Raw genomic sequence first — 22,398 nt, 5'->3', positions numbered from 1 at the left:
CGTGCGTGGATGGACCCATGGGCAAACAGAACGTGGCAGAACAGTTCGTCGACCTCCTCGTCAGCGCCGGTGTGCGGCGGCTGTACGGGGTCGTCGGGGACAGCCTGAACCCGGTCGTCGACGCCATCCGCCGTACCCGTGGAATCGACTGGATCCAGGTCCGGCACGAGGAGACGGCCGCGTTCGCGGCCGGTGCCGAGGCCCAGATCACCGGCAGCCTCGCGGCCTGTGCCGGGTCCTGCGGGCCGGGCAACCTCCACCTCATCAACGGCCTCTACGACGCCCACCGCTCGATGGCCCCCGTGCTCGCCCTCGCCTCCCACATTCCGTCGAGCGAGATCGGCCTGGGCTACTTCCAGGAGACGCACCCCGACCGGCTGTTCCAGGAGTGCAGCCACTACAGCGAGCTGATCTCCAGCCCCCAGCAGATGCCCCGGCTGCTCCAGACGGCCATCCAGCACGCCGTGGGCCGCGGCGGCGTCAGCGTGGTCTGTCTGCCGGGCGACATCGCCTCCGAACAGGCGCCGGAGAAGGCGGTGGAGCACGCACTCGTCACCTCCCGCCCGACGGTCCGCCCTGGCGACGCCGAGATCGACGCCCTGGTCCGGCTCATCGACGACGCCGACAGGGTCACGCTGTTCTGCGGCAGCGGCACCAAGGGCGCGCACCCGGAGGTCATGCAGTTCGCGGAGCGGATCAAGTCGCCGGTCGGGCACGCCCTGCGCGGCAAAGAATGGATCCAGTACGACAACCCCTACGACGTGGGGATGAGCGGGCTCCTCGGGTACGGCGCCGCCTACGAGGCCACGCACGAGTGCGACCTGCTGCTCCTGCTGGGCACCGACTTCCCCTACCAGGCCTTCCTGCCCGACGACGTGAAGATCGTCCAGGTGGACGTCCGGCCCGAGCACCTCGGCCGCCGCTCCAAGCTCGACCTGGCCGTCTGGGGGGACGTGCGCGAGACGCTGCGCTGCCTCATCCCGCGCGTGCGGCGCAAGACGGACCGCGGGTTCCTCGACAAGATGCTCAAGAAGCACGCCGACGCCCTGGAAGGCGTCGTCAAGGCGTACACGCGGAAGGTCGAGAAGCACACCCCGATCCATCCCGAGTACGTGGCGTCGGTCCTCGACGAGATCGCCGACGACGACGCGGTCTTCACCGTCGACACGGGGATGTGCAACGTGTGGGCGGCGCGCTACCTCACCCCCAACGGGCGCCGCCGGATCATCGGGTCGTTCAGCCACGGCTCGATGGCCAACGCCCTGCCGCAGGCGATCGGCGCCCAGTTCACCGACCGCGGGCGGCAGGTCGTCTCCATGTCGGGCGACGGCGGATTCTCCATGCTGATGGGGGACTTCCTGAGCCTGGTCCAGCACGACCTGCCGGTGAAGGTCGTGCTGTTCAACAACTCCTCGCTGGGGATGGTCGAGCTGGAGATGATGGTCGCCGGCCTCCCCTCGTACGGCACCTCCAACCACAACCCCGACTTCGCGGCGATCGCTCGTGCCGCCGGGGCGTTCGGTGTGCGGGTCGAGAAGCCCAAGGAACTCGCGGGCGCACTCAAGGACGCCTTCAAGCACAAGGGTCCCGCGCTCGTCGACGTGGTCACCGACCCCAACGCGCTGTCCATCCCGCCGAAGATCAGGGCGGAGATGGTGACCGGCTTCGCCCTGTCCGCCAGCAAGATCGTGCTGGACGGGGGAGTGGGCCGGATGCTGCAGATGGCCCGCTCCAACCTCCGTAACGTTCCTAGGCCCTGACGAGCCGCAGGGTGACGATCTGGAACGGCCGCAGCTCCAGCACGAGCCCCTCCGGGGCCGCGCGCAACGGCCGTTCCAGCAGGTCGGTGACGTGCGCCCGGGCGACCGGGAACCCGGTGCGGAGCGTCGCCCGGGTGCGCGTCCCGCACGACTCGTAGAGCCGTACCACCACGTCGCCGCTGCGGTCCTCCGCGAGTTTGACCGCCTCGACGGTGACGGCCGGGTTCCCCGTGTCGATCAGGGGTGCCACCCGCGGGGCCGGCGCGATCCGCAGCGGCAGGTTCAGTGCCAGGCCCTCGCGTACGGCGTCGGCGGTGGCGCAGCCGGGCAGCAGCGCGTACCGGAAGCGGTGGTGGCCGAGGTCGGTCGAGGGGTCCGGGCTGTGCGGGGCGCGCAGCAGCGTCAGCCGCACGGTGGTGCCCAGGCCGTCGTCGTGCGGGGTCCGGGTGACGTCGTGCCCGTACGTCGAGTCGTTCAGGACGGCCACCCCGTACCCCGGCTCGGCCACCCGCAGCCAGCGGTGCGCGCAGATCTCGAAGCGGGCCGCGTCCCAGCCCGTGTTGGTGTGGGTGGGCCGGTGGACGTGCCCGAACTGGATCTCGGCCGCCGACCGTTCCGCGTGCACGTCCAGCGGGAAGGCGGCCTTCAGCACCTTCTCCGACTCCCGCCAGTCGACGTCGGTGACGACGTCGACGCGCCCGCTCCCGGCGTCCAGCCGGACCTCCTGGGTGACACGGGACGATGCCCCGAAGGCCCGTACGACCCGCACGGCCGCCCGCAGCGGTCCCTCCTCCACCAGGTCCACCGACTCGGCGGCCGTCAGATCCGTGTGCGTACGCCGGTAGTGCCGGTCGATGTCCCAGGCGTCCCACTGGTTGGGGTGGTCCGGGTGCAGCTGCAGCAGGTTGCCCCGCGCCCCCGGCGCCAGCACCTCCCGTCCCGCCCGGACGTCGTACACCGAGCTCAGCGTCCCGTCCGCCGCGTCGACCACGACCCGCACACGCCCGTTGTCCAGGACGAACCCGCCGCCCACACGGCCGGCGGTGACCTCCCGTACGCGGCTCCCGTCCGCCGCGAGCGGTACGGCGGCCAGCGGCGGCACCCGCACCGCCACCGGGCCGCCGTCCGTCGCGACGACCTCCTCGCGCGCGTAGGGCGAGGCGTTCAGCACCGCCTGCCCCGGCCCTCCCAGCGCCCCCACCGCCTCCGCGATCAGCCCCTCCAGCCCCTCACGCACCCGCGCGTAGGTGTCCCGCGCCTCGCGGTGCACCCACGCGATCGACGAGCCCGGCAGGATGTCGTGGAACTGGTGCAGCAGCACCGTCTTCCAGATCCGGTCCAGCTCCTCGTACGGATAGCGGTACGAGGGTGAGCGCAGCGCCGCCGCGGTCGCCCACAACTCCGCCTCCCGCAGCAGGTGTTCACTGCGCCGGTTGCCCTGCTTGGTCTTCGCCTGCGTGGTGTACGTCGCCCGGTGCAGTTCCAGGTACAGCTCGCCCGACCACACCGGCGCGTGCTCCCCGTACTCAGCCTCCGCCGCCGCGAAGAATGCCGCCGGCTTCTCGACCGTCACCCGGGGCGAGCCCTCCAGGTCCCGCACCCGGCGCGCCTTCTCCAGCATCTCCCGCGTGGGACCGCCCCCGCCGTCGCCCCACCCGAACGGGACGAGGGAACGGGTGGCGCGCCCCTTGTCGGCGAAGTTCCGCTCCGCACGGGCCAGCTCCCGGCCGTGGACGCGCGAGTTGTAGGTGTCGACCGGGGGGAAGTGCGTGAACACCCGGGTGCCGTCGATGCCCTCCCACCAGAACGTGTGGTGGGGCATCCGGTTCGACTGGTTCCACGACAGCTTCTGCGTGAGGAACCACCGCACCCCCGCCAGCTTCGCCAACTGCGGGAACGCCGCCGTGTAGCCGAAGGAGTCCGGCAGCCAGACCTCCTCCGTCTCCACCCCCAGCTCCTCGGCGAAGAACCGCTTGCCGTGCACCAACTGCCGCGCCAGCGCCTCACCGCCCGGCATGTTGGCGTCCGACTCCACCCACATGGACCCCACCGGCGCCCAGGTGCCCTCCCGGACCGCCTTCTTGATCCGCTCCCAGACGTGCGGCTGGTGGTCGCGTACCCAGGCGTACTGCTGCGCCTGCGAACAGGCGAACACCAGCTCCGGGTACTCCTCCGCGAGCGCCGTGACATTGGCGAACGTCCGCGACGCCTTGCGCACCGTCTCCCGCAGCGGCCACAGCCACGCCGAGTCGATGTGCGCGTGCCCCGCCGCCGAGACCCGGTGCGCGCTCGCCGACGCGGGCCGCGCCAGTACGTCCGCCAGCCGGGCCCGCGCGGCCGCCGCCGTACCGGCCACGTCGTGCAGGTCGAGCACGTCCAGCATGTCCTCCAGGGCGCGGAGGATCTCGTGCCGCCGCGACCGGTCGGCCGGCAGCTCGTGCATCAGCTCGGTGAGCACCTCGACGTCCAGGACCAGATGCCACACCTCCTCGTCCAGGACGGCGAGGTCGGCGGAGGCGAACCGGTACAGCGGCCGGTCGCCGGCGGTCAGCACGTCCCCGAGGAGGGTGGGGCGGAAGTCGTGGAGGACCGCCGGGTTCGCCGCCGCCTCCAGCAGCAGGTGCACCGGCTCGCCCCCGTGCGCGGGGGCGGCCACCGGGACGTGCCGGTTGTACGGGTGGACGCCCTTCAGGGGGACACCCCCCTCGTCGTACACCATTCCCTCCACCTGGAAGCCGGGCCCGTCGCCGGTGAAGCCCGGGTCGATCACCGCTTCCACCCGGCGTCCCGCCCACTCCGGCGGCACGGTGCCGCGCAGCCGGAACCAACTCGTGGACCAGGGCGGACCCCACGCGGTGCCCGGCGCGAACGGCTCGTAAGAGGCCCGCAGCGCCTCGGAGACGGGCACGACCCGCCGCCCGGACACGTGCCAGGCGGTCAGCGCGAGAGGGACGCGGGCCGCGTACTGCGCCGGGCGCACGTACTGGCGCACGGCCCGTTCGAGGCGCCCTTCCACCAGGTGGCGGTCGTCATGCATGGCGGCTCCTCCTCCGTTCGGCCGCCGCCCGGGCTGCGCTCCGGGCGGCCTGCCGGAGACTTACCCCGATGCGCCCCCCTGGCGCCCCCCGGACCGGGCAATCGAGAGGCGTGACGGCGTGTAGGCGGGGGCATGCATCCCGTGAACCTGTTCGAGGGAAAGGGCCGACGACGTGCGGGTGGGGGAAATGATGGGACGTCAGGGAGGGGCTGGACCCGTAACCGACGGGCGGGTTCCCGGAGCCGAGCGGCACGGGCGGCTGGTGCGATGGCGCCGGCACGTGGGGGGCGCGGATCTCGCGGCGGTGCCGGAGGTGAGGCGTGCCCTGCGCGAGCTGCTCCGGCACTGGGGCGAACCGGGCGCGGCGGACGTCGCGGAGCTGCTGGCCAGCGAGCTGGTGACCAACGCGCTGATACACACCGAGCACGGCGCGGTGGTCACGGCCACCATGACGCCCTCGACGCTCCGGGTGGAGGTGCGGGACTTCGCGACCGCCCTGCCCGCCCCGTACAGCCCCGCCGCCGACGACGGGACGCACGGCAGAGGCCTCGTCCTGGTGCAGGCGCTCGCCGACGCGTGGGGGGTGCTCACCCACGGCGTGGGGAAGATCGTCTGGTTCGAGCAGTCCGCGGGCTCCGGCACGCACGACAGGACGTAGCAGGGCCACACCGGACGTCACAGGGGCGGGGCCCGCGCGACCGGCGGCCCCGCCCCTGTGGACCGGTCAGCCGAACTGCTGCTCCAGGTCCTTGAGCTTCTGCTCCAGCGAATCCAGCCGGGGCAGCGTCTGCGTGTCGTCCTCTGCGGTGAGGTCGACCGTACGGGGCGGGTCAGTGCCCCTCACGGCCTGGAGGGAGGGCCGGGACCGGGACGGCAGGTGTCCCCGGTCGGATATGGCGGGCTCCGCGACGGACGCCCCGACGGCGGCCGGGGCGGAGCTGCCCATGGAGTTCGAGGAGTTCACGGCCTGGACGTCGACCGGCGTGGCGTTCATCTGCTGGACGCCGACCTGGCGGCCGCCGCGCCCGAGCCCCCAGGCCCGGTGCTGGCGGTTGAACGCCTTCAGGCGGGCCCGCTCCATCTTCTGGTGCTCGCGCCGGCGCTGCCTGGTCTGTTCCTTCTGCCGCCGGTCCTCGCGGACCTCGTCGACGGCCTCGTCCAGGGTGCGTACGCCTTCCAGCAGCATCAGCGACCAGGCGCCGAAGGTCTCGCGGGGGGCCCTCAGCCACCGTACGATCCGGATCTGCGGCAGCGGCCGGGGCACCAGGCCCTGCTCGCGCAGCGCGGACCGGCGGGTCTGCTTCAGCGCCCGGTCGAACAGCACGGCCGCCGACAGCGACATGCCCGCGAAGAAGTGGGGGGCGCCCGCGTGGCCGATGCCGCGCGGCGCGTGGACCCAGTTGAACCAGGCGGCCGCGCCCGCGAACGTCCACACCAGCAGGCGGGAGCCGAGCGCCGCGTCACCGTGGCTGGCCTCGCGCACCGCGAGGACCGAGCAGAACATGGCGGCGCCGTCGAGGCCGAAGGGGACCAGGTACTCCCAGCCTCCGGACAGGCTCAGGTTCTGCCGGCCGAAGCCGACCAGGCCGTGGAAGGAGAGTGCGGCGGCGACCGCCGCACAGCAGAAGAGCAGGAGATAGGAGGCGGTTCCGTAGACCGCTTCCTTACGGCGGCGGCGCTCCTCGCTGCGTTCCCAGGAGTCTTCGGCCGCGGCCTTCTCGCCGACGCGCTTGCCGCGCGTGAGCACCGCCACCGCCACCAGGACTCCCACCAGCATCACGCCACCCGGAAGCAGCCAGTCCAGCGATATGTCGGTCAGTCTCATGCGGTGTCCCTTGCATCGCTCGCGGTAGGGCGTTTCGGCGCCATAGTGGCCGAAGCCCGCCGAGCCCCACGGGGTTTCGTGGCAAGAGAACGCCATTGGGGCCGCACGGCATACGAATAGGTGCGATCTACTCGAACGGCCGTATGCAGCAAGGGAGTTGCGTTCGATTTACGCCACCCGGTCGGGTGGCGTGGATGTCAGCGGGAGGTCACGCCGATGCGCTCAACCTGGCGACGCGGTCGGCGTCGCAGGTACGCGGACAGGTGACACAGGTGTCCTCGGGGCGGAGGGTGTAGAAGAGGCAGCAGCTCGCCCGGTCCCGGGTCGGCAGCGGAGCGCCGTCCGGACCGGTCAGCTCGCGGAACCCGGCCGTGCCGACGTACGGCTTCGCCGCGCCCGACCCCGGCAGCAGCAGTCCCAGCTCCGCCATGGCCCGCGGCTCCTCGCCCAGCAGGTGCCCGATGTACCACAGGCCCTCGACGATCTCGTCGGTCGCCATGCCCCACAGGGCCCGCTTGCCGCGCCGCATCCGCGGTCCGAAGCCCTCCAGCACCGGCCCCAGGTGCTCGGCGACGGCCGCCCGCACCTCCCCGCGCAATGCCTCCTCGTCCGGTACGACCCGGGCCCCCGGCAGCGCGGCGGCGGGATCACCCGGCAGGCAGGCGAATTCCCGCACCCGCACCGTCATCCGGCCCAGGGCCCGCTGGAACGCCACGTCCGCCACCGGCAGACGCGGCACCCGGCGGTCCACGAACCACGGGACGGTGATCAGCAGACAGGCGGGCCAGGCGTACCGGTGCAGCCCGAAACTGGCGACGACGTCCGGGCGCGCCTGCTGCCCGTAGTCCCGCAGCACCTGGGCGTTGTCCCAGGCGAGGAACGCGTCCAGGACGGCGCCGCCGGCCGCCAGCTCGTCCGCGCCCACCCAGCCGGCGCCCCGCGGGGCCTGCTCACCGTCCGCCAGCTCCCGCACCCGCAGCCCTGGGAAGACCTCCGTCAGGCGGGTGTACGCGGCCGTGACGGGCGAGGCCGGAGCAGCGGGAGGGGCGGGAAGAAGCGCGGGAGCGGACATGCGAGGGACCACCGAATCGCGATCGTTGGCAGGTAAGCCTTACCTTACCCGATCTGATCGATGTGTGAACGGTGACCCTGTGCGCCTATCGTGCACAGGGGTCCCTCATGCCGCGAGTCGGGCCCTTGTACGCATCGCCAGGAGGACCCGAGTGGAGCAGGGCAGAGCGCGCGACACCGCGCCGTCGCACCCGGCACCGTCGCACCCGGTGCCGCAGCCCCCGGCGTCGTCGGACCCGCCGGCGCCGCACCCGGGCTCACCGCACCCGGCGGCGGAGCCGCACCCGGCCGTCCGGCTGCCCGAGCAGACCCGTGGCGAACACACCCACAGTGAGCCCCCCGCCCCCCGCCTCGTCCAGCGCCACTCCGTACGCGGCCAGATCCTCGAAGCGCTGCGCACCGCCCTCGTCGGTGGCGAGCTGGTCCCCGGCGAGGTCTACTCCGCCCCCGCCCTGGGCGCCCGCTTCGGTGTCTCCGCCACCCCCGTACGGGAGGCCATGCAGCAGCTCGCCCTGGAGGGCGCCGTCGAGGTCGTACCGAACCGTGGCTTCCGGGTCACCGAACGCACCCCGCGCGAGCTGGCCGAACTCGCCGAGATCCGCGCCCTGCTCGAAGTCCCCGTCATGATGCGTCTGGCCCGTACCGTCCCGGCCGAGCGCTGGAGCGAGCTGAGGCCCCTCGCCGAGGCCACCTCCGCCGCCGCCGCCCGTGGCGACCGCGCCCACTACGCCGAGTCCGACCGGGCCTTCCACCGCGCCGTCCTCGCCCTGGCCGGAAACGAACAGCTCGTCGCCGTCGCCGAGGACCTGCACCGCCGGTCCCAGTGGCCCCTGGTGGCGGGCCCGGCGCTCCGGCGGGCGGACCTGGTCGCCGACGCGGCCGAGCACTCGGCCCTTCTGGACGCGCTGATCGCCCAGGACCTTGCGGTCGTCCAGTCCCTGGTGCGCGAGCACTTCACCAGCGCGAAATGAGCATGCGCGGCGCCGTGTGGGAGGTGGCGAACCGGCTCGGAGTCGTCGCCGGAACCCCCGGCGAGCTGCTCTCCGCGCTGCTGGCCGGTCCGCGCCGGACGATACGGGTGCCGCTGCCGCCGGATCACGAGCTCGTGCGGACGCTGCGGCCCCTCGGTCACGTCGACGTGGTCCTCGACGAGCCCCCCGCGCCCGTGCCGACGGCGCCCGTCGACCTCGACGACCCGGCCGCCGTCTGCGCGACCGACCCCGTCCGTGTCACCGCGGCGTACGAGGCCGACCCCGCCCCGCACGGCGGGCTGCGCGCCGCCTGGCTGCGCGCCGGTCAGTCGCTGGTGCGCGACCAGGACCCCGCCGACCGGGCCCTCGTCCTGCTCGCCGCCCTCGACGACGCCGCGGACCCACGACTGGGCCCGGCCCTCACGGAGCAGGCCGCCGGGGCGCCGTGGCGCCTCGCCCGGTCGTCCCGCGAGCGGTGCACCGCGCTGACGACCACGCCCGACGGGCGGCTGGTGGTGCGGGAGGACCGCGTCCTGGCGGTCGCGTGCCTCCCGGACGGCACGCAGACGGCACTGGACGAACGAGGCCGCCTGCACCACCGGGGCGGACCGGCCACCAGGCTGACCGAGGCGGTGGCGGCGACCCTCGCGCGCCATCCCGCCACCGCCCTCGCGGCAGTGGGCGGGACGGTGCTGACCGGCGACCGGATGGGCACGGTCCACGCGTTCAGCCTGCACGGTGTGGAGCAGGCGGCACTGCACCCCGGCCGCGTCACCGCGCTGACGGCGACGACGAGGACTCCCCCGGCGGCCACGGCGACCACGCCATCCACGGCGTACACGGCGACCACGCCATGCACGGTGTACAGCGGTGGAACGGACGGCACGGTACGCGCCTGGCGCCCCGGCCGCGCCCCCGTCCGGGCCGCGGTGACGCGCCGCCCGTGTCCGGTGGTCGCCCTGCACGCCGCGGGCCGGTCCCTCGCGGTCGCCTGGGCGGACGGTCTGGTCGAGCTCCACCACCTCGCCACGGGCGGGGCCGTGGCCTTCCGCCCCGGCCCTCGTGTCCGCGCCGTGGCCGTGACGGCCGGCTCCCTGGCGGTGGGGCTGGACGACGCGGTGCTCCGGCTGTCCCCGCTCGGTGACCCGCCGGGGCGCCGCCGCCCGCACCCCACCTCCTAGGGGACCCGCCTCACCCACCCTTCTTCGGTATCGCCGCGACCAGTCGGCCGGCCGCCGTGAAGTGCAGGCGGTCCAGGGAATCAGCCTCGTAGAACCACTTCGTGGAGCGGTGGAAGCAGAGGTCGGTGGGGATGGGGGAGTCGCGCAGATCGGCGACGTGAGTACCGGGCGGCAGACCCGTCAGCGCGGCGCGCAGGGGGTCGGTGCTGCCGGCCCACTCCTCGACGGGGACGGGACGTGTCCAGGGCTCACCCGTGTTGGGCATGAACCAGTCGGTCGAGGCCCGGACACGGGAGGCGAAGTCCCCCGAGGCGGCGGCTTCGCGGGCGGTGCGGGCGACGGTCAGCAGGAGGTGCGGCAACGACTCGGCGAGCAGCGACAGTTCGGGATCCTCGGAGAGCCCGTCCAGGTCACTGGGGATGGAGACGACATACCCCCATTCACCGGTGTCCGGGTCGACACGGACCTGGGCGAGCGCCGCGGAGTGGGGGTACTGGACACGGGCGACCGGCCAGTACGTACCGTCACCGCCCATCATGCGGTGCACCTCGGGATCCACCCGGTGCTCCGGCGCGCCCGGCAGGAAGCGCAGCGGCGGAAGACCCGCCATCCGTACGCCGCCGATGTCGCGCAGCACGGTCCGGACGTCGTCCGGGACGGGCACCGGCCAGCCGTCCATCTCGGCGTCGGTGCAGCCCTCGTCGAGGGTCACCAGCTCCGGATGCGCGGAGGCCAGGGCGCGCAGTTCGGTGACGGCCAGGTGCGCCGCGTCCGCCGGCACACGGTGGCGCCGCACCGGACGGTCCAGGAAGTCCCCGCTGGGGAGGCTGCGCAGCAGCAGCGCCCGGCCACCGCCGACCAGGTCCCACTCCACCTCGCTGCTGCCGGTGTCGGCGGTCTCGTCATCCAGGGAGTGGTACGGCTCCCACACCACCCGGCACGGATACCCCGGCAGCGCCCGCAGGTCGACGACGTCGGTCAGCGAGTCGCCCCGGGCGACCAACTCCGCGAGCTCCGCGTCCCCTTCCTCGGCGGCCTCGATCGACGGGACGGCCGCGACGGACGCTTCGGGAGCGGTTCGCTCCGTCCCGAGGCCGAGGAGCCAGGAGAGGAACGACGGGGCCTCGACCACGAACTCCGTCTCCTCGCCCCAGCCCTCGGACCGCAGCACGGGACCCCAGTCCGGGCCGCCCACACCGACGACCAGGGACGCCCCGTCGCCGGGGAACCGTCCGACGCACCACTGCCCGCTCGCCAAGCCCTCCCGCCCGAACTCGTACCGGGTGTCGCCCACCTGTACCCCGCCGATCTCGCGCAGGACGACGCGGACCGCCTCGGGCACGGTGACCGGCCACCGGTCGAGCTCGGTGTCGGGAATGCCGTCGAGGACGTCGAGTCCCCGTGCACGGAGGGCGGATATCGCCGAGTGTGCCTGGTCAAGGGTGGTTTCGCTCATGGCACCCGATGATGGCAGAGCCCTGTGACAACGCCTTGACCACGCCTGCCGGCGCCCCGCTCAGGCCGCCGCCGTCGGCGCCAGCCGCGCCGCCAGCCACGTCGGTACCCCGCCGAGCAGCTGGAACAACCGCCGCGCCTCCGCGCGCAGCCGCGTGGCCTCCGGTTCCGCCTCGGTGTCGGCGAGGGACACCAGCGCCGGAGCCGTACCGACCAGGTAGCCGAGCTCCTCGCGCAGCCGCAACGACTCGGTGAAGCCGTGCCGGGCCTCCGCCAACTCCCCTTCCGCGAGAGCGAGTCCGGCCAGGTGTCGCCAGGTGGAGGAGAGCAGCAGGGCGTCGCCCTGGGTGGTGGCGCCCGCGTGGGCGCGGCGGTAGGCGGCGCGGGCGGCCTGCGGGGAGTCGCCGAGGTTCTGGGCGATCAGGCCGCGCCGGAGGTCGAGCAGCGGCCGGCCGGGGGCGGAGGGGCCGATGAGCGCCGCCGCCCGGCCGAGCGCGGCCCGCGCCTCGTCGGCCCGGTCCCGTACGCCGAGCAGGGTCGACGCGTAGGCGAGGTAGCCGCGTTCGCAGGCCGCCCCGCCGCGCTCGTCGTCGCTCTGGGCGATCGCCTCCGCCACGCGCAGGGCGTCCTCCGCCTCGGCCCAGCCCTGCTCGGTGTACAGGCACCGCTCGATCAGCAGGGACGCGCGCTGGAGGGCGACGGCGGGGTCCGCCGCGGCGGGTACGAGGAGGGCGGCCGCGTCGGTCCAACAGCCGCGCGAGCGCAGCCGCCATACCGCGGTCTGGAGGGGATCGTCGCTTGCGGTCGTTCCGGAACCAGACATGGCGGTATGCGCCACATTGCCCTCCCCGAGCACGCCATCGAGCTGTTGAGTCCGAAGAATCTCAGCATGGAACGGACGCCCGGCCAAGAGGGTCAGGTGAATTCATTCACAATCACCGAGTGCGGTGCGGCCCGCCGTGCGGCGCCGGGGGCGGCTTGCGGCGGTTGTCGTCGTTCCACACGAACGAGTGAAGGGTCCTCGGGAGGAACGGGCCGTCCGCGAGGGGCGGTTCAGGGCGGCGCACGTCGTACCGGGATGAGTGACGAGGCGGGCGTGCGCAAAACCGGTCTCGCGCCGGGCGCCGACGTGCCCCGGATGTGCGGCCGTCATGGCGGGTGGCCGTCGCACGGCACGAAAGGTGCAGATGGAAACGTCTACTCGCGGCCGGGCGCCACGCCGTGGCCGGCGGCCGGTCCTTCCGGTCGCGGAGCAGTCAGCTCCGCATCCGACTGGAAAGGGACGGAAACTCATACGGTATGAGCAACCGATCAACGGTTGCGGTGTCCCCCCGGCCCGCGTCTACCTTCCGAAGCACGGCCACCCGCCATTACGGGGCGGGTGGTGCACCGAGCAGAAGGAGACGTCATGAAGAAGGCCTACGAGGCGCCGACGCTCGTCCGCCTGGGGTCGTTCCGTCAGAGGACCGGAATGCTGCGCTTCTCCGGAAACGACCGCCTCATCCTCAGCAAGAACTGACGGCCGACGGCGATCAAACGGTCTCATGACTGAAACGCACGAAAGTGCGGGCCCGGGCCCCGGCGACGCGCACGTCGCGGTCTTTCCCGACCGCGACGACGCGGCCGCCGTGGCCCGGTTCTTCGCCCGCCCCGGTACGCGCACGCTTCCGCACCCCTCGGGGCGCCCCTGGCTCGTGGGCCACTGGTGCGACGAGGAGATGGTGACCGCCCGGGCGGGCTCCGCCGCGCTCGCCCTCGTCGGCCGCAGCACCGTCGACCCGGACGCGCTGCGCCACCACGCCTCGCGGCTGCGCGACCTCGCCCAGCTCGACGCGCTCGCCCGTACGCTCCCCGGCAGCTTCCACCTGATGGCCACGCTCGACGGGCGGCTCAGGACGCAGGGCACCGCGTCCGGCCTCCGGCTGGTCTTCCACGCGCGGTTCGACGACGTGACGGTGGCCGCCACCCGCGCCGACGTGCTCGCCGCCGCGCTGGACCTCGCCCCGGACGAGGAGCAGCTCGCCGCACGGCTCCTGTGGCCCGTGCCCCACCCGCTCGGTGAGGCGTCGATGTGGCGTGGCGTCACCGCCGTACCGCCGGAGGACGCGCTCGTGGTCGCGCCGGACGGGCACACCGTGCGCCACTCGCGCTGGTGGACGCCGCCGGAGCCGGTCCGGACGCTCACCGCCGGCGCCCCACGGGTCCGCGAAGTCCTCACCGAGGCCGTCGGCTCCTGCACCGGGGACGGAGGTGTGGTCAGTTGCGACCTGTCCGGCGGGCTGGACTCGACCACCATCTGCTTCCTGGCCGACCGCTCACCCGCCCGGGTGGTGGCCAGCACCTGGCCCGGGCGCGACCCCGCCGACACCGACCTCCAGTGGGCCGAACGGGCCGCCCGGTTCCTGCCGGACGTCGACCACGTGGTCTGGGACGCCGACGCCTCCCCGCTCGTCTACACCGGTCTGCTGTCGATCGACGACCTGCTGGACGAACCCACGATCGGCGTCATGGACCGCTCACGGGTCCTGCACCATCTGCCCGCCATGGCCGAGCGGGGCAGCCGGCTGCACCTGACGGGCATCGGCGGCGACCACGTGGCGTGGTGTTCCGAGGCGTACTACCACCGACTCGCCCGCAGGCGACCGCTGTTGGCCCGCCGGCAACTGCGCGGTTTCCGGGCCCTGTGGCAATGGCCGCTCGGCGGGACCCTCCGGGCACTGGCCGACTCCCGGCCGTACCAGGCCTGGCTCGCCGACGCCGGCCACCACCTGGACGACCCGCTCCCCGACTCGGTCACCACCGGCCTCGGCTGGGGCGTACCACCCCGCCTCTTCGACTGGGTGACACCCGAGGCGGCCCGGACGGCGCGGCGCATGCTGCGGGAGGCGGCCGAATCCGCCGTACCGCTGCACCCGGACCGGGGCCTGCACGCCGACCTGGAGCAGATCCGCTCCTGCACCCGCGTCATCCGGCAGTGGGACCGGATGGCCGCCCGGGCCGGGGTACCCATGGCCTCGCCGTTCCTCGACGACCGGGTGATCGAGGCCTGCCTCGCCGTCCGCCCCGAGGAACGCGTCACCCCCTGGGCGTACAAATCCCTGCTCACCGCCGCCATGCGCGGCATCGTGCCGGACGTGTGCCTGCGGCGCGCCAACAAGGCCGCCGCCTCCATGGACGCCGCCGACGGACTGCGACAGCACCGCGCCGACCTGATGGCGCTGTGGGAGGACTCCCACCTCGAACGGCTCGGCCTGGTGGACGGCGAGGCGCTGCGCCGGCTCGCCCGGCGGCCGTCCGCACCGGGGCTGCGCGACGCCATCCTCTACTCGACGATCGCCTGCGAGGTCTGGCTGCGCGCCCTCGCGCGCCGGACGGCGCACCCGACGGAAGGAAAGTCACCATGGGCCTGCGCTTCGGCGCCGACGTCTGCACCACGGAAACGCGGTACGGCACCGTCCTCCTGGACCAACGCAGCGGGCAGTACTGGGAGCTGAACCCCACCGGGACGCTGATCGTCCGCGTGCTGATGGACGGCGGCGACGAGGCGGCCGCCGCCGACGCGCTCGTCGACACGTGCGACATCGACCGGGCGACGGCCGAGGAGGACGTCACCGCGCTGGTGGCCGAACTGCGCACCTCGGGGCTGGCCGCATGACCACGCCCAGCGCCCTGGAGATCCCCGTCGGCGTGCCCTTCACCCGGCGGCTCGCCGCCCGGCTGGTCCTGGTCCCGGCCGTCCTGCTGTCGCTGCTGCCGCCGCGCCGCATCCGCGCCGTGCTGGAGGTGGTCCGGCGCGGCGCACGGCCCGCCACCGCCGCCCGGGCGCGGGCGGCCCGCGACGCCCTGTGCGCGGTGAGCCTGCGGTGCGCCGGTCCGCGCGGCTGCCTGCCCCGCTCGCTGGGCGCCGCGCTGCTGTGCCGGCTGACGGGCACCTGGCCCACGTGGTGCACCGGGGTGAGCGTGGTGCCCCCGTTCAACGCCCACGCCTGGATCGAGGCGGAAGGCCGCCCGGTCGGCGAGCCGATGCCCGCCGACTACTTCACACCCCTGCTCGCCGTGGGTCCCGTGGCAGCGGGCGGTGGTGACGAGGGGCGGTGACGCGGACGGCGGTTGGCGCGCGGCGGTGACCGGGGCGGCCGTGGTGCGTGGCCGGCCGGCTAGGCCGCCCAGTGGGCCGGGCGCGTGAGCCGAGCGGGCAGGACCGTCCGGGCGTCGCCCTTCGCGCCGTTGAGCTGCGGCTGGGTGAGGAACATCGCGCCGGTGAGGTCGGCGCCCGCGAGCCGCGCGTCGCGGAGGTCGGCGCCGAGGAGGTCGGCCTCGCGCAGGTCGGCGCCGGTGAGGTCGGCGGCGATGAGGTACGCCCCGCGAAGGCTCGCGCCGCGCAGGTCGGCTCCCGTGAGGCGGGCGCCCATGAGGTCGGCGCCACGGCGGTTCTTCTTCCGGCCGCGGGAGCCGGGTACGCCCGACCGGGCCAGCTCGCTCGTGCGCGCCAGCAGGTCGCCCACGACGGCACGGTGGGCCGCCACGTCCAGCGCGGCCAGTTCCTCGGGGGAGAGGAGCGTGAGCCGCTCGGTCTCGCCGAGGACGCGGCGTACCTCGCCGTGCAGGGAGCGCGCCGGTCGCAGCGTCAGCGCCTCGGTCAGGTACGCGAGCAGTTCGTGCAGGTGACGTACGACGGGGAAGGCGGCGAACATCCGGCGTGCCGTGTCCGGGTCCTGCCGCCAGTCCCGGCCGGCGAAGGTGACCTGGGAGACCTTCTGGCCGGCGCCGAAGCAGTCGTACACCGTGCAGCCGGCGAAGCCGCGGTCGCGCAGCCGTTCATGGATGCCGCACCGGAAGTCGGTGGCCAGGTTGGCGCACGGTGTGCCGGCGGGCTTGTCGACGGCGAAGTCCGCCGAGGCGGCGAAGGGCAGCGCGACGCAGCACAGGCCGAAGCAGTTGGCGCAGTCGCCGCGCAGGGGGTCGGCCTGTGCGTCGGTCCGCGCGTCGGTCCGCGGGTCGGGCTGCGCGTCGGTCCGCGGCGGCAAGGCGCCCGGCCGGGTGTCCGCTCGTCCGGACATCACGTGGTGTTCCGCTTTCTGTTGAGGGTTTCGACGTCCCGTCAGGACATGCGCAGGGCGAGGAAGAAGTCCAGCTTGTCCTCCAGCCGTGACAGGTCACGCCCCGTCAGCTGCTCGATCCGGCCCACCCGGTACCGGAGCGTGTTCACATGCAGGTGCAGCCGGCCGGCGCAGCGGGTCCAGGAGCCGTCGCAGTCCAGGAACGCCTCCAGTGTCGGGATCAGCTCCGCCCGGTGCCGGCGGTCGTAGTCGCGCAGTGGGTCCAGCAGCCGCGCCGTGAATGCCCGCCGCACGTCGTCCGGCACGAACGGCAGCAGCAGCACGTGCGACGCCAGCTCGTGGTGCCCCGCCGCGCACACCCGCCCCGGCCGCGCCGCCGCCACGCGCCGGGCGTGCCGCGCCTCCTCCAGGGCGCCGCGCAGCCCCTCGGCCGAGTGCACGGCGGCGCTCACGCCCAGGGTGAGGCGCCCGTCGTCGGCGAGGCCCGCCGACAGGGGGCCGCGCACGGAGGAGAGCAGGGCGTCCGCGTGCAGTCCACCGCCGTCGATGGAGGGGCCCGCCTCGTCCTCCTCCGGCTCCGGCGGACCGGACACCGCCGGCAGTGGTACGAGGGCGATCGCCTCGTCCCCGGTGTGGGCGACCGCGATCCGGTCGGCCGGGTCGGGGCCGGCCGTGGCGGGGTCGACCAGGATCTCCTCCAGCAGCGACTGGGCGACCGGCCCGGCCTCGATGCCCGGCGCGCCGGTACCGCCCTCGCCCCACTCGACCCGCGCCACCACGACCTGCCAGTGCGGCGCTGTCCCCAGCCCCGGCAGCAGCACCGGCGCGGCCACCCGCAGCCGTGCGGCGATCTCGGCGGGGGCGGCGCCCGTCTGCACCAGCTCCAGGACCTCCTGGGCCAGCCGGCGCCGTACCGTGCGTGCCGCGTCCCGCCGGTCCCGCTCCACGGCGATCAGCTGGGTGACGCCCTGGAGCAGGTCCAGCCGGGCCGCCGGCCAGTCACCGGCGTCCGCCTCGACGGCCAGCAGCCAGTCGGACAGCACGGTCTCCCGCACGTCCCGCGCGGCGGGGGCGGCGCCGCGTCCGGTGTTCCGGATCGGGAAGAGCGAGTACGTCGTTCCACGGGCGACCGCCCGGTGCGGTCCGCGCCGCCCGGTGCGCGTGGCGGACAGGTGCTCACCGGCCAGCACGGCGCCGATCTCGGTGGGCAACGGCGTGCCCGCGCCGGCGATCTGACGCCCGGTCGGTGACAGCACCCAGGCGCGAAGGTCCAGGTCGGAGCCGAGCAGGTCGAGGACCACCTCCGGACCGCCGCCCGCGGGGCCGGAAGTCATCAGCCTCCTGTGGCGATCCACCACAGCCGCCAGATCACCGGCGCGTTCGCCGGACACCTGTCGAACAACATGCTCGGTGATAGTTGCGAAAGCAACGGATTCGTTTACTGCGAACAGCGGGAGCCGGTGGCGCAAACACGCCTGCACGAGATCGTCCGGGATCGCACCCAGCTCCGCCTCGCCGGCCGCCAGGCCCGCCACCCCGGCGCTGGCCAGGATCCGGACGAAGGGCTCGGAGTCCGCCGAGTCCCGCCGCCAGGCGAGGCCGGTGAGCACCAGCTCGCCGCCGGAGAGGTACCTGCTGGGGTCCCGCAGGTCCGTCGTCATCACGCCGCGGACCGTGCGGTCCAGCTCGTCCTCGCCGCCGAGCAGCCGCAGCCCCAGCGCATCGGTTTCCAGCAGTGCGCGCAGCCGCATGTGATCGCCGCCGATCTGTCTCGTGGGTGTCTCGTTGTTGCCGGTGAGCTGTGGCCACCGTTTCCGGGGGGAAACGGAGAGGTTACTGCTCCTCGCCTTTCGTTCGAATCTACAAGACGGAGAGGGCGGCCAGCCAACTCCTTCATGGTTTCGGTGACTGCACCGGGCGGAGCACCGCTGGGTGTACTTGGGCCACAACGCGTTAACAGCACATGAACATGAAGACGAAGACGTGGGCCGGCCGTCCCCCGAGCCCCAGCGAACCAACTGATCACGCGGAACCCGGAACAAGTCGATCTCCACGATCACCTACCGCCGGACCAGTGATCACCGGATCACGTAGAAGAGAGCCACTCATGGACTTCCTTCGCCCCGCTAGCTGGGAGGAGGCGCTCGCCGCGAAGGCCGAGCACCCCACGGCTGTGCCCATCGCGGGTGGCACCGATGTCATGGTCGAGATCAACTTCGACCACCGGCGGCCGGAGTACCTGCTGGACCTGAACCGCATCGAGCTGCTCCGCGAGTGGGAGGTCGGCGAGGAGAACGTCCGGCTGGGCGCCTCCGTCCCGTACACCCAGATCATGGAGCACCTGCGGGCCGAGCTGCCCGGCCTGGCGCTCGCCTCCCACACCGTGGCCTCGCCGCAGATCCGCAACCGCGGCGGTGTCGGCGGCAACCTGGGCACGGCGTCCCCGGCCGGCGACGCGCACCCCGCCCTGCTGGCGGCCGGTGCCGAGGTGGAGGTGGAGTCGGTGCGCGGCTCCCGCTTCATCCCGATCGACGAGTTCTACACGGGCGTGAAGCGCAACGCGCTGCAGCCGGACGAGCTCATCAAGACCGTCCACATCAAGAAGGCCGACGGGCCGCAGCAGTACTCCAAGGTGGGTACCCGGAACGCGATGGTGATCGCGGTGTGCGCGTTCGGTCTGGCGCTGCACCCGGAGACCCGGACCGTTCGGACCGGCATCGGCTCGGCCGCCCCCACGCCCGTACGGGCGAAGGAGGCCGAGGCCTTCCTGAACGCCGCGCTCGAAGAGGGCGGGTTCTGGGAGAGCGGCAAGATCATCACTCCCTCGATCGCCAAGCAGTTCGCGGAGCTCGCCTCCGGGGCCTGCAACCCGATCGACGACGTGCGGGGCACCGCCAAGTACCGCCGCCACGCGGTCGGCATCATGGCCCGCCGCACGCTCGGCTGGACCTGGGAGCAGTACCGCGGCACCGGCCGCACCCTTGAAGGAGCTGCATAACGATGCGCGTGAATTTCACGGTCAACGGACGTCCGCAGGAAGCCGACGACGTCTGGGAGGGCGAGTCCCTCCTCTACGTCCTGCGTGAGCGCCTGGGCCTGCCCGGCTCGAAGAACGCCTGCGAGCAGGGCGAGTGCGGCTCCTGCACGGTCCGCCTGGACGGCGTACCGGTCTGTTCCTGCCTCGTGGCCGCCGGCCAGGTCGAGGGCCGCGAGGTCGTCACCGTCGAGGGCCTCGCCGACTACGCCAAGCAGCGTGCCGAGCACAGCGGCGCGTGCGGCACCGGCGCGTGCGGTTCCTCCGGTACGTCCCTCCAGGAAGCCCAGGGCTGGTCCGCGAAGGGCACCGACTCCCAGACCGGTGAGGGCACCGAGCTCTCCCCGATCCAGCAGGCCTTCATCGACGCGGGCGCCGTGCAGTGCGGCTTCTGCACCCCCGGCCTCCTGGTCGCGGCCGACGAGATGCTGGAGCGCAACCCCTCCCCGTCCGACGAGGACATCCGCGAGGCGCTCTCCGGCAACCTCTGCCGCTGCACCGGTTACGAGAAGATCCTGGACGCCGTCCGCCTCGCGGCCGCCCGTCAGGAACGTCAGGGGATCCAGGAAGGCGCGGTCTGACCATGTCGCAGAACACCCGAGTCGCCGCCGCTCCCGCCGGCACCCCCACCAAGGTCACCCAGGGCTCGCAGACCAAGGGCGGCATCGGCGAGTCGACGCTCCGCCCCGACGGCACCCTCAAGGTCACCGGTGAGTTCGCCTACTCCTCGGACATGTGGCACGAGGACATGCTGTGGGGCCAGATCCTCCGCTCCACGGTCGCGCACGCCGAGATCGTCTCCATCGACACCTCCGAGGCCCTCGCCCAGGCCGGTGTGTACGCCGTCCTCACCTACGAGGACCTGCCCACCGAGGTGAAGAACTACGGCCTGGAGATCCAGGACACCCCGGTCCTCGCCAACGGCCGGGTACGCCACCACGGCGAGCCGGTGGCCCTGGTCGCCGCCGACCACCCCGAGACCGCCCGACGCGCGGCCGCCAAGATCAAGGTCGAATACAAGGAGCTGCCCGTCGTCACCGACGAGGCCTCCGCGACCGCCCCCGACGCACCGCTGCTGCACCCGGGCCGCGACGACCACCACGCCGGTCACGTCCCGCACCCGAACATCGTGCACCGTCAGCCGATCATCCGCGGCAACGCCGACGAGGCCGCCAAGAAGGCCGACGTCATCGTCTCCGGCGAGTACGTCTTCGGCATGCAGGACCAGGCCTTCCTCGGCCCGGAGTCCGGCCTCGCCGTCCCCGCCGAGGACGGCGGCGTCGACCTGTACGTGGCCACCCAGTGGCTGCACTCGGACCTCCGCCAGATCGCCCCCGTCCTCGGCCTGCCCGAGGAGAAGGTCCGGATGACGCTCTCCGGCGTCGGCGGGGCCTTCGGCGGCCGCGAGGACCTGTCGATGCAGATCCACGCCTGCCTGCTCGCGCTCCGCACCGGCAAGCCGGTCAAGATCGTTTACAACCGGTTCGAGTCCTTCTTCGGCCATGTGCACCGTCACCCGGCGAAGCTCTGGTACGAGCACGGCGCCACCAAGGACGGCAAGATCACGCACATGAAGTGCCGGATCGTGCTGGACGGCGGCGCCTACGCCTCGGCCTCCCCGGCCGTCGTCGGCAACGCCTCCTCGCTCGCCGTCGGCCCGTACGTGATCGACGACGTCGACATCGAGGCCGTGGCGCTCTACACCAACAACCCGCCCTGCGGCGCCATGCGCGGCTTCGGCGCGGTCCAGGCGTGCTTCGCGTACGAGGCCCAGATGGACAAGCTCGCCAAGAAGCTCGGCATGGACCCGGTGGAGTTCCGCCAGCTCAACGCCATGGAGCAGGGCACCCTGATGCCGACCGGCCAGCCGGTCGACTCGCCCGCCCCGGTCGCCGAGCTGCTGCGCCGTATCAAGGCCCGCCCGCTGCCGCCCGAGCGCCAGTGGGAGTCCACCGAGGGCGCCGACGTCCGCGCGCTGCCGGGCGGTCTGTCCAACACCACGCACGGCGAAGGCGTCGTACGAGGCGTCGGCTACGCGGTCGGCATCAAGAACGTCGGCTTCTCCGAGGGCTTCGACGACTACTCCACCGCCAAGGTGCGCATGGAGGTCATCAACGGTGAGGCGGTCGCGACCGTCCACACCGCGATGGCGGAGGTCGGCCAGGGCGGTATCACCGTCCACGCGCAGATCGCCCGCACCGAGCTGGGCGTCACCCAGGTGACGATCAACCCGGCCGACACGCAGGTCGGCTCGGCCGGCTCCACCTCCGCCTCCCGCCAGACCTACGTCACCGGCGGCGCGGTCAAGAACTCCTGTGAGCTCGTCCGCGAGAAGGTCCTGGAGATCGGCCGCCGCAAGCTCGGCACGTACCACCCCGCCTGGGCCACCGCCGAGCTGCTGCTCGAGGCCGGCAAGGTCGTCACCGACGGCGGCGAGGTCCTCGCCGACCTGGTGGACGTCCTGGAGGACGAGGTCGTCGAGATCGAGGCCGAGTGGCGCCACCGCCCCACCGAGGCCTTCGACCTGCGCACCGGCCAGGGCAACGGCCACGTCCAGTACTCGTTCGCCGCACACCGCGCGGTCGTCGAGGTGGACACCGAACTCGGTCTGGTCAAGGTCATCGAACTGGCCTGCGCCCAGGACGTCGGCAAGGCCCTCAACCCGCTGTCCGTCATCGGCCAGATCCAGGGTGGTACCACCCAGGGCCTGGGCGTGGCGGTCATGGAGGAGATCATCGTCGACCCGAAGACCGCGAAGGTGCGCAACCCCTCCTTCACGGACTACCTGATCCCCACCATCCTCGACACCCCGACCATCCCGGTCGACGTGCTCGAACTCGCCGATGACCACGCGCCCTACGGCCTGCGCGGCATAGGAGAGGCCCCGACCCTGTCGTCCACCCCGGCCGTCCTCGCGGCGATCCGGAACGCGACGGGTCTGGAGCTCAACAAGACGCCGGTACGCCCCGAGCACCTCACCGGCACCCTGTAAGCCCTCCGGGCG

At 73.2% G+C, this 22,398-nt stretch carries 17 protein-coding genes and 1 pseudogene; 11 read left to right on the top strand and 7 right to left on the bottom strand.

What is annotated here, in order from left to right; all coding sequences use genetic code 11:
• Positions 1–17 precede the first annotated feature (17 nt).
• Entirely contained in the window at positions 18–1,760 is a 1,743-nt protein-coding gene (locus tag ACZ6C1_RS08895) for a pyruvate dehydrogenase (RefSeq protein ID WP_469239195.1), read from the top strand.
• Here ACZ6C1_RS08895 and ACZ6C1_RS08890 read toward each other — a convergent pair.
• Positions 1,750–4,797, bottom strand: a complete 3,048-nt coding sequence (locus ACZ6C1_RS08890) for an alpha-mannosidase (protein WP_469239193.1) — start codon at positions 4,795–4,797, stop codon at positions 1,750–1,752. The genes ACZ6C1_RS08895 and ACZ6C1_RS08890 overlap by 11 nt on opposite strands.
• A 187-nt stretch (positions 4,798–4,984) precedes the next feature.
• Between ACZ6C1_RS08890 and ACZ6C1_RS08885 the strand changes: the two genes are divergently transcribed.
• Positions 4,985–5,455, top strand: coding sequence for an ATP-binding protein (locus tag ACZ6C1_RS08885; RefSeq protein WP_469239191.1), 471 nt, complete (start codon positions 4,985–4,987; stop codon positions 5,453–5,455).
• A 66-nt stretch (positions 5,456–5,521) separates the two neighbouring features.
• Here the strand turns inward: ACZ6C1_RS08885 and ACZ6C1_RS08880 are convergent, their stop codons facing one another.
• Both ACZ6C1_RS08880 and ACZ6C1_RS08875 read right to left on the bottom strand, forming a co-directional pair.
• Positions 5,522–6,622 carry a DUF2637 domain-containing protein gene (locus ACZ6C1_RS08880; RefSeq protein WP_469239189.1) on the bottom strand — a complete coding sequence of 367 codons (1,101 nt, stop codon included), beginning with the start codon at positions 6,620–6,622 and terminating at the stop codon, positions 5,522–5,524.
• A gap of 208 nt (positions 6,623–6,830) precedes the next feature.
• Complete coding sequence (locus ACZ6C1_RS08875; protein ID WP_469239187.1) at positions 6,831–7,694, bottom strand: (2Fe-2S)-binding protein; 864 nt, start codon at positions 7,692–7,694, stop codon at positions 6,831–6,833.
• Between the two features lie 151 nt (positions 7,695–7,845).
• Between ACZ6C1_RS08875 and ACZ6C1_RS08870 the strand changes: the two genes are divergently transcribed.
• Positions 7,846–8,664 (top strand): GntR family transcriptional regulator, encoded by an 819-nt coding sequence (locus tag ACZ6C1_RS08870; protein ID WP_469239185.1) that lies wholly within the window; start codon positions 7,846–7,848, stop codon positions 8,662–8,664.
• Positions 8,661–9,845: a WD40 repeat domain-containing protein gene (locus tag ACZ6C1_RS08865; protein WP_469239183.1), complete on the top strand. Its 1,185-nt coding sequence runs from the start codon at positions 8,661–8,663 to the stop codon at positions 9,843–9,845. The genes ACZ6C1_RS08870 and ACZ6C1_RS08865 overlap by 4 nt, the downstream gene beginning before the upstream one ends.
• Positions 9,846–9,855: 10 nt before the next feature.
• On the opposite strand, the gene ACZ6C1_RS08860 is transcribed toward ACZ6C1_RS08865, so the two are convergent.
• Positions 9,856–11,301: a hypothetical protein gene (locus ACZ6C1_RS08860; RefSeq protein ID WP_469239181.1), complete on the bottom strand. Its 1,446-nt coding sequence runs from the start codon at positions 11,299–11,301 to the stop codon at positions 9,856–9,858.
• 60 nt (positions 11,302–11,361) lie between these two features.
• Positions 11,362–12,123: a hypothetical protein gene (locus tag ACZ6C1_RS08855; RefSeq protein WP_469239179.1), complete on the bottom strand. Its 762-nt coding sequence runs from the start codon at positions 12,121–12,123 to the stop codon at positions 11,362–11,364.
• A gap of 585 nt (positions 12,124–12,708) precedes the next feature.
• Here ACZ6C1_RS08855 and ACZ6C1_RS08850 point away from each other — a divergent pair.
• The 4 genes and pseudogenes from ACZ6C1_RS08850 to ACZ6C1_RS08835 all read left to right on the top strand — a co-directional run bounded on the left by ACZ6C1_RS08850 (position 12,709) and on the right by ACZ6C1_RS08835 (position 15,398).
• Positions 12,709–12,819, top strand: a complete 111-nt coding sequence (locus tag ACZ6C1_RS08850) for a keywimysin-related RiPP (RefSeq protein ID WP_469239177.1) — start codon at positions 12,709–12,711, stop codon at positions 12,817–12,819.
• Positions 12,820–12,844: 25 nt separating this feature from the next.
• Positions 12,845–14,665, top strand: a pseudogene (locus ACZ6C1_RS08845) (lasso peptide isopeptide bond-forming cyclase); the annotation flags it as partial.
• A gap of 35 nt (positions 14,666–14,700) precedes the next feature.
• Positions 14,701–14,955, top strand: a complete 255-nt coding sequence (locus ACZ6C1_RS08840; protein ID WP_469239175.1) for a lasso peptide biosynthesis PqqD family chaperone — start codon at positions 14,701–14,703, stop codon at positions 14,953–14,955.
• Positions 14,952–15,398: a lasso peptide biosynthesis B2 protein gene (locus ACZ6C1_RS08835; RefSeq protein ID WP_469239173.1), complete on the top strand. Its 447-nt coding sequence runs from the start codon at positions 14,952–14,954 to the stop codon at positions 15,396–15,398. Before ACZ6C1_RS08840 ends, ACZ6C1_RS08835 begins: the two co-directional genes overlap by 4 nt.
• 59 nt (positions 15,399–15,457) lie before the next feature.
• Here ACZ6C1_RS08835 and ACZ6C1_RS08830 read toward each other — a convergent pair whose 3' ends face one another.
• Together ACZ6C1_RS08830 and ACZ6C1_RS08825 are read right to left on the bottom strand one after the other, a co-directional pair.
• Positions 15,458–16,360, bottom strand: coding sequence for a pentapeptide repeat-containing protein (locus ACZ6C1_RS08830; RefSeq protein WP_469239172.1), 903 nt, complete (start codon positions 16,358–16,360; stop codon positions 15,458–15,460).
• Positions 16,361–16,401: 41 nt separating this feature from the next.
• On the bottom strand, positions 16,402–18,111 hold the full coding sequence (locus ACZ6C1_RS08825) for a PucR family transcriptional regulator (protein WP_469239170.1): 1,710 nt from the start codon (positions 18,109–18,111) through the stop codon (positions 16,402–16,404).
• A gap of 356 nt (positions 18,112–18,467) precedes the next feature.
• Here ACZ6C1_RS08825 and ACZ6C1_RS08820 point away from each other — a divergent pair, with 356 nt between their 5' ends.
• Genes ACZ6C1_RS08820 through pucD form a run of 3 tightly spaced genes read left to right on the top strand, consistent with a single transcriptional unit; the run spans position 18,468 to position 22,386 of the window.
• Positions 18,468–19,358, top strand: a complete 891-nt coding sequence (locus ACZ6C1_RS08820; RefSeq protein ID WP_469239168.1) for an FAD binding domain-containing protein — start codon at positions 18,468–18,470, stop codon at positions 19,356–19,358.
• Between the two features lie 2 nt (positions 19,359–19,360).
• Entirely contained in the window at positions 19,361–19,975 is a 615-nt protein-coding gene (locus tag ACZ6C1_RS08815; protein WP_469239166.1) for a (2Fe-2S)-binding protein, read from the top strand.
• A gap of 2 nt (positions 19,976–19,977) precedes the next feature.
• Positions 19,978–22,386: a xanthine dehydrogenase subunit D gene (gene pucD / locus ACZ6C1_RS08810; protein WP_469239164.1), complete on the top strand. Its 2,409-nt coding sequence runs from the start codon at positions 19,978–19,980 to the stop codon at positions 22,384–22,386.
• Positions 22,387–22,398: the final 12 nt, after the last annotated feature.

The organism is Streptomyces sp. NPDC041796, from assembly GCF_055590785.1.
This window is presented reverse-complemented; position numbering and strand designations above follow the sequence as displayed.

Coding starts and splice junctions, on each gene's coding strand:
- pucD (WP_469239164.1), top strand. CDS start 19,978: ATGTCGCAGAACACCCGAGTCGCCGCCGCTCCCGCCGGCACCCCCACC.
- ACZ6C1_RS08855 (WP_469239179.1), bottom strand. CDS start 12,123: ATGTCTGGTTCCGGAACGACCGCAAGCGACGATCCCCTCCAGACCGCG.
- ACZ6C1_RS08825 (WP_469239170.1), bottom strand. CDS start 18,111: ATGCGGCTGCGCGCACTGCTGGAAACCGATGCGCTGGGGCTGCGGCTG.
- ACZ6C1_RS08860 (WP_469239181.1), bottom strand. CDS start 11,301: ATGAGCGAAACCACCCTTGACCAGGCACACTCGGCGATATCCGCCCTC.
- ACZ6C1_RS08830 (WP_469239172.1), bottom strand. CDS start 16,360: ATGTCCGGACGAGCGGACACCCGGCCGGGCGCCTTGCCGCCGCGGACC.
- ACZ6C1_RS08865 (WP_469239183.1), top strand. CDS start 8,661: ATGAGCATGCGCGGCGCCGTGTGGGAGGTGGCGAACCGGCTCGGAGTC.
- ACZ6C1_RS08840 (WP_469239175.1), top strand. CDS start 14,701: ATGGGCCTGCGCTTCGGCGCCGACGTCTGCACCACGGAAACGCGGTAC.
- ACZ6C1_RS08820 (WP_469239168.1), top strand. CDS start 18,468: ATGGACTTCCTTCGCCCCGCTAGCTGGGAGGAGGCGCTCGCCGCGAAG.
- ACZ6C1_RS08875 (WP_469239187.1), bottom strand. CDS start 7,694: ATGTCCGCTCCCGCGCTTCTTCCCGCCCCTCCCGCTGCTCCGGCCTCG.
- ACZ6C1_RS08850 (WP_469239177.1), top strand. CDS start 12,709: ATGAAGAAGGCCTACGAGGCGCCGACGCTCGTCCGCCTGGGGTCGTTC.
- ACZ6C1_RS08895 (WP_469239195.1), top strand. CDS start 18: ATGGGCAAACAGAACGTGGCAGAACAGTTCGTCGACCTCCTCGTCAGC.
- ACZ6C1_RS08835 (WP_469239173.1), top strand. CDS start 14,952: ATGACCACGCCCAGCGCCCTGGAGATCCCCGTCGGCGTGCCCTTCACC.
- ACZ6C1_RS08885 (WP_469239191.1), top strand. CDS start 4,985: ATGATGGGACGTCAGGGAGGGGCTGGACCCGTAACCGACGGGCGGGTT.
- ACZ6C1_RS08815 (WP_469239166.1), top strand. CDS start 19,361: ATGCGCGTGAATTTCACGGTCAACGGACGTCCGCAGGAAGCCGACGAC.
- ACZ6C1_RS08890 (WP_469239193.1), bottom strand. CDS start 4,797: ATGCATGACGACCGCCACCTGGTGGAAGGGCGCCTCGAACGGGCCGTG.
- ACZ6C1_RS08880 (WP_469239189.1), bottom strand. CDS start 6,622: ATGAGACTGACCGACATATCGCTGGACTGGCTGCTTCCGGGTGGCGTG.